The 6,485-nt window shown below is 60.7% G+C and carries 6 protein-coding genes; 2 read left to right on the forward strand and 4 right to left on the reverse strand.

The window, feature by feature from the left end:
• Positions 1–177 precede the first annotated feature (177 nt).
• From infA to trxB, 4 genes are all read right to left on the reverse strand, one after another.
• On the reverse strand, positions 178–396 hold the full coding sequence (gene infA / locus ACE04F_RS10180) for a translation initiation factor IF-1 (protein WP_002553999.1): 219 nt from the start codon (positions 394–396) through the stop codon (positions 178–180).
• Between the two features lie 157 nt (positions 397–553).
• Entirely contained in the window at positions 554–1,261 is a 708-nt protein-coding gene (locus ACE04F_RS10185; protein ID WP_305495537.1) for an arginyltransferase, read from the reverse strand.
• A 57-nt stretch (positions 1,262–1,318) separates the two neighbouring features.
• Positions 1,319–1,999: a leucyl/phenylalanyl-tRNA--protein transferase gene (gene aat, locus ACE04F_RS10190; RefSeq protein ID WP_486106363.1), complete on the reverse strand. Its 681-nt coding sequence runs from the start codon at positions 1,997–1,999 to the stop codon at positions 1,319–1,321.
• A 67-nt stretch (positions 2,000–2,066) separates the two neighbouring features.
• Positions 2,067–3,026 (reverse strand): thioredoxin-disulfide reductase, encoded by a 960-nt coding sequence (gene trxB / locus ACE04F_RS10195; RefSeq protein ID WP_486106365.1) that lies wholly within the window; start codon positions 3,024–3,026, stop codon positions 2,067–2,069.
• A gap of 335 nt (positions 3,027–3,361) precedes the next feature.
• On the opposite strand from trxB, the gene ACE04F_RS10200 reads away from it, so the two are divergent.
• Together ACE04F_RS10200 and lolA are read left to right on the forward strand one after the other, a co-directional pair.
• Entirely contained in the window at positions 3,362–5,767 is a 2,406-nt protein-coding gene (locus ACE04F_RS10200; RefSeq protein WP_434569010.1) for a DNA translocase FtsK, read from the forward strand.
• A 58-nt stretch (positions 5,768–5,825) separates the two neighbouring features.
• Positions 5,826–6,449, forward strand: coding sequence for an outer membrane lipoprotein periplasmic chaperone LolA (gene lolA / locus ACE04F_RS10205; RefSeq protein ID WP_486106367.1), 624 nt, complete (start codon positions 5,826–5,828; stop codon positions 6,447–6,449).
• The last annotated feature ends 36 nt before the right edge of the window (positions 6,450–6,485 follow it).

Consider the following 6,485-nt stretch of genomic DNA (forward strand, 5'->3'; position numbering starts at 1 on the left):
AGCCTGCTCCGGGCGGCGTTCCGACGAATGCAATGGCACATTCAATATATGCGCAAGCTGACACGCCGCCATCGCGAGCAGGCTCGCTCCCACAGGGAAGCTGTGTTCTGAAAGATCGGGACAAATCCCAGACAAACAAAAACGCCCGACATGAGCCGGGCGTTTTGTACTGACTTGTTAGCGAGCGCGGTAAGTGATGCGCCCTTTGCTCAAGTCATAGGGCGTCAGCTCGACGCGCACTTTGTCACCGGTAAGAATACGAATGTAGTTCTTGCGCATCTTGCCGGAGATATGCGCGGTTACGACGTGCCCATTTTCCAACTCCACACGAAACATGGTGTTGGGCAGGGTGTCGACGACAGTGCCTTCCATTTCGAAGCTGTCTTCTTTCGACATGCAGTAAAGCCCTCGGTATCCAGTGAATGGCCCGGTGCAACTGCGCCAGGCAAAAGCGGCGTGCATTGTGCCCGAAAAAGGGGGGGCAAGCCAAGGGGTTCTTGGGATACTCGATGAGTCGGGCACTTGCCTCGGGGCACTCATTGCAAGCGAGCCCTTAGTTCAGGACAACCCACCGCTGGTTGATCAGCAATTCAATGGGCCGATATTGGGTCTTGTAGTTCATTTTTTTGCAGTTCTTGATCCAGTAGCCCAGGTACACCGCATCCAGGCCCAGGCGCCGGCATTCATTGATCTGCCAGAGAATCGCAAAACGCCCCAGGCTGCGTTTTTCTTCGTCGGGCTCATAGAAGGTGTACACCGCCGAAAGCCCGTTGGGCAGCAGGTCGGTGACGGCAATGGCGACCAGTCGGCCATCGAGGCGGAATTCGTAGAAGCGCGAGAACGGCAGGTCGCGCACCAGGAACGTCGAGAATTGGTCCCGGCTGGGCGGGTACATGTCGCCATCGGCGTGGCGTTGCTCGATGTAGCGCTGGTACAGGTCAAAATATTCTTCGGTAAATTGCGGCTTGGCCGGGCGCACCTGCAAGTCGGCGTTGCGCTTGAAAATACGTTTCTGCTGGCGATTGGGTGTGAATCGAGCCACGGGAATGCGCGCCGGAACGCACGCATTGCAATGCTGGCAATGGGGCCGGTAAAGATGATCGCCACTGCGCCGAAAGCCCATTTCCGACAGGTCTGCGTAGACATGCACATCCATGGGCTGGCTCGGGTCGAGGAACAGGGTCGTGGCCTGCTCCTCCGGCAGATAACTGCAAGAGTGAGGTTGAGTGGCATAGAACTTCAAGCGCGCCAACTCGGTCATGATCAACCCTCGGGATAAAACTTCAATTCAAGTGTAAGCCAGTCGCGCGAATATCGCTCAGCAAAGCCATGTGGCCTGGTTGGGCTGGTCCAGGTGCGCTTTCAGATAATCGGCAAACGCTGCGCGGGGAATCGACCGGGCCCCCAGGCTGTGCAGGTGCTCGGTGGGCATCTGGCAGTCGATCAACACGAAACCCGCTTCCTTGAGATGTTGGACCAGGGTTGCGAAGCCGAATTTCGACGCATTGTCGGCCCGGCTGAACATCGACTCGCCGAAAAACAGCTGCCCCATCGCCAGGCCATACAAGCCGCCCACCAGTTGGCCCTGGTCCCAGACCTCCACCGAATGGGCGAAGCCACGCCGGTGCAGTTCCAGATAAGCGGTCTGCATGGCGTCGGTGATCCAGGTGCCGTCGGCATAATCGCGGGGCGCAGCGCAGGCCTTGATGACCGCGGCGAAGTCGCGGTCGAACGTCACTTGATAGCGCTGCTTGCGCAACAGCTTGTTCAGGCTGCGGGAAACGTGCAGTTCGTCGGGAAACAGCACGGTGCGCGGGTCCGGTGACCACCAGAGGATCGGCTGTCCCTCCGAGAACCACGGAAAGCAGCCGTGGCGATAGGCCTGGATCAGCCGATCGGCGCTAAGGTCTCCGCCGGCGGCCAGCAAGCCGTTGGGGTCGCGCATGGCTTTTTCCAGCGGGGGAAAATCGAACGTGTTGCGTTGTAACCAGGTCAGCATCGTTATCCGGACTTGCAGAAGGGGAGGGGAGCGGGCCCTGTCATAGGCCCGCCCCAGAGGTTAACCGTCAAACGGTCGGGATGTCATCGAGATACTTCTCTGCGTCCAGCGCGGCCATGCAACCGGCGCCGGCGGACGTAATGGCCTGACGATAGACGTGGTCAGCCACGTCGCCGGCGGCGAAGACACCTTCGATGTCGGTGGCGGTGGCATTGCCTTCGCTGCCGCCGCGCACGATCAGGTAGCCGTCGTGCATTTTCAACTGGCCCTGGAACAGATCGGTGTTGGGTTTATGCCCGATGGCGATGAACACCCCGGCCAGCGACAACGTGCTGGTTTCGCCCGTCTCGCTGTGCCGCAGGCGCGCGCCGGTCACGCCGCTGGCGTCACCCAGCACTTCATCCAGGTTCTGGTCCCAGTGCAGGCGGATATTGCCGTTGGCCGCCTTTTCGAAGAGCTTGTCCTGCAATATCTTCTCCGCGCGCAGCTTGTCGCGGCGGTGGACCAGGTGAACTTCCCTGGCAATATTCGACAGGTACAAGGCTTCTTCAACCGCCGTATTACCGCCACCGATGACCGCCACCACCTGGTTTCGATAAAAGAAGCCATCACAGGTCGCGCAGGCGGAAACGCCTTTGCCGGCGAAGGTTTCCTCGGAAGGCAGGCCCAGGTATTGGGCCGAGGCGCCGGTGGCGATGATCAATGCATCGCAGGTATAGGTACCGCTGTCACCGACCAGTTCGAATGGCCGCTGTTGCAACTTGGCGGTATGGATATGGTCGTAGACGATCTGCGTGTCGAAGCGCTCGGCGTGCCGCTGCATGCGCTCCATCAGTACCGGACCGGTCAGGCCTTCGACATCGCCGGGCCAGTTATCGACTTCGACCGTGGTGGTGAGCTGGCCACCGGCCTGTATGCCGGTAATGACAACGGGCTTGAGGTTGGCGCGGGCCGCATAGACAGCCGCGCTGTACCCTGCAGGGCCGGAACCGAGAATGATCAGGCGTGAATGCTTCGCTTCGCTCATAAAAAACACCTCATAAGCCTTTGTCACAAAAGAGAATGCATGCTCAAATTGGCGCCCGATAACCAGTTTCTGGCCAGGTTGTCGCCGGGCGCGCGGGCAATGCCTCGGGCATGACAAACCCGTACAATGCTTGAGTTTTGATCGCAGGACGGGCAAAAGATCAAATCTTCGGCAACACCTGCGGTTTTCCGGACGCATGCCACAGTGGTAAAACATGCCTCAGTGGTAAAAGTAGTACCGGTTGAGCACATTCACTTTTTTTACCTGCTCCCCGTGGGCAGTTTTTATAGTCATTCAACAGATGGACGCGCCATTGGCGCAGGAAAAGAAGCGTTTTGAAGAAATCCACCGCAGCACCCAAGACAGTCGTTCCGCTCTGGCGCCAACAATTGCACTACCGGCTCAAGGAAGGTGCGTTGATCGCCATTGGGGCCTTGTGCCTGTTCCTGATGATGGCCTTGCTGACCTACGGCAAGGACGATCCGGGCTGGAGCCACAACAGCAAGATCGAAGACGTGCAGAATTTCGGCGGGCCGGCCGGTTCCTACAGCGCCGACATTCTGTTCATGGTGCTGGGCTATTTCGCCTACATTTTCCCGCTGCTACTGGCGATCAAGACCTATCAGATTTTTCGTCAGCGCCATGAGCCCTGGCAGTGGAGCGGCTGGCTGTTTTCCTGGCGCCTGATCGGCCTGGTGTTCCTGGTGTTGTCCGGGGCCGCGCTGGCACATATCCATTTCCACGCACCCACCGGCCTGCCGGCCGGGGCGGGTGGTGCGCTAGGCGAGAGTCTTGGCGACCTGGCGCGCAATGCCCTGAATATCCAAGGCAGCACGCTGCTGTTCATCGCCCTGTTCCTCTTCGGCCTCACGGTGTTCACCGACCTGTCCTGGTTCAAGGTCATGGACGTGACCGGCAAGATCACCCTGGACCTCATCGAATTGATCCAGGGGGCGCTGAACCGCTGGTGGGCGGCGCGCAACGAACGCAAGCAACTGGTGGCGCAACTGCGTGAAGTGGACGATCGAGTCCACGACGTCGTTGCCCCCACCGTCCCGGACAAGCGCGAGCAGGCCAAGGTCAAGGAACGCCTGATCGAGCGTGAGCAGGCCCTGAGCAAGCATATGTCCGAGCGCGAGAAGCAGGTGCCGCCGGTCATCACCATGGCTCCGGCCAAGCCGCCGGAGCAGAGCAAGCGCGTGCAGAAGGAAAAACAGGCGCCGCTGTTCGTCGACAGCGCGGTGGAAGGGACCTTGCCGCCGATCTCGATCCTCGATCCCGCGGAAAAGAAACAACTCAACTATTCCCCCGAATCCCTGGCGGCCGTCGGTCACCTGCTGGAGATCAAGCTCAAGGAGTTCGGCGTCGAGGTGTCGGTGGATTCGATCCATCCGGGCCCGGTCATTACCCGTTACGAAATCCAGCCGGCCGCCGGCGTCAAGGTCAGCCGTATCGCCAACCTCGCGAAGGACCTGGCGCGGTCCCTGGCGGTCACCAGTGTGCGGGTGGTGGAGGTCATTCCGGGCAAGACCACCGTGGGCATCGAGATCCCCAACGAGGATCGCCAGATCGTGCGCTTCTCCGAGGTGCTCTCGACCCCCGAGTACGACAATCACAAGTCACCGGTCACCCTGGCCCTGGGCCACGACATCGGCGGCAAGCCGGTCATCACCGACCTGGCGAAGATGCCTCACCTGCTGGTGGCCGGTACCACCGGTTCCGGTAAGTCGGTGGGGGTGAACGCGATGATCCTGTCGATCCTGTTCAAGTCCGGCCCGGAAGACGCCAAGCTGATCATGATCGACCCGAAGATGCTCGAGTTGTCGATCTACGAAGGCATCCCGCACCTGCTGTGCCCGGTGGTCACCGACATGAAGGACGCGGCCAACGCCCTGCGCTGGAGCGTTGCCGAGATGGAGCGCCGCTACAAGCTGATGGCGAAGATGGGTGTACGCAACCTCTCGGGCTTCAACGCCAAGGTCAAGGAGGCCGAGGAAGCCGGCACGCCGTTGAGCGACCCGCTGTACCACCGCGAAAGCATCCACGACGAAGCACCGCTGTTGCACAAGCTGCCGACCATCGTGGTGGTGGTGGACGAATTCGCCGACATGATGATGATCGTCGGCAAGAAGGTCGAAGAACTGATCGCCCGTATCGCCCAAAAGGCGCGTGCGGCCGGTATCCACTTGATCCTTGCCACGCAGCGCCCATCCGTGGACGTGATCACCGGCCTGATCAAGGCCAACATCCCGACCCGCATGGCGTTCCAGGTGTCGAGCAAGATCGACTCGCGGACCATCATCGACCAGGGCGGCGCCGAGCAATTGCTCGGCCACGGTGACATGCTCTACATGCCGCCGGGCACCAGCCTGCCGATCCGTGTCCACGGCGCGTTCGTCTCCGATGACGAAGTGCACCGCGTGGTCGAAGCCTGGAAGTTGCGCGGCGCGCCTGAATACAACGACGACATCCTCAACGGTGTCGAAGAGGCCGGCAGCGGTTTCGAGGGCAGCAGTGGCGGCGGTGACGACGATGCCGAGACCGATGCGCTTTATGACGAAGCGGTGCAGTTCGTCCTGGAGAGCCGCCGTGCCTCGATTTCCGCCGTACAGCGCAAGCTGAAGATCGGCTACAACCGCGCCGCACGCATGATCGAAGCCATGGAAATGGCCGGGGTCGTGACGGCCATGAACACCAACGGCTCGCGCGAAGTACTGGCGCCGGGCCCGATGCGCGACTGATTACCCGGGCGGCGCGATGACGCGTCGCTCGGCCCCCCACGAATTCATGAGGACTCCCATGCGCCTGATTCGCATGTTGCTGTTGCCCGTATTGGCCTTGTCCACGTTGTCGGCCCATGCCGGCGAGAAAGACGTGGCCCGCCTGACCCAATTGCTGGGTGGCTCCCAGACCCTGACTGCGCGTTTCTCCCAACTGACCCTCGACGGCAGCGGTACCCAGTTGCAGGAAACTGCTGGCGACATGGCCCTGCAGCGTCCGGGCCTGTTTTACTGGCACACCGATGCGCCCGCCGAACAGTTGATGGTGTCCGATGGCAAGAAAGTCTCCCTGTGGGACCCGGACCTCGAACAGGTGACCATCAAGACCCTCGACCAGCGCCTGACCCAGACGCCGGCGCTGTTGCTCTCCGGCGATATCTCGGAGATCAGCCAGAGCTTCGACATCACCTCCAAGGAAGCCGGTGGCGTGATTGATTTCACCCTCAAGCCGAAGACCAAGGACAGCCTGTTCGACAGCCTGCGCCTGTCGTTCCGCAACGGCCTGGTCAACGACATGCAACTGATCGACAGTGTCGGCCAGCGCACCAACATCCTGTTCACCGGAGTCAAGGCCAACGAGCCGATCGCTCCGTCCAAGTTCAAGTTCGACATCCCCAAGGGTGCAGATGTGATCCAGGAATAACGCTGTAACCCTTGTGGGGGGGGGGGGGGGGGGGGG

This window comes from Pseudomonas sp. AGC41, from assembly GCF_057334555.1.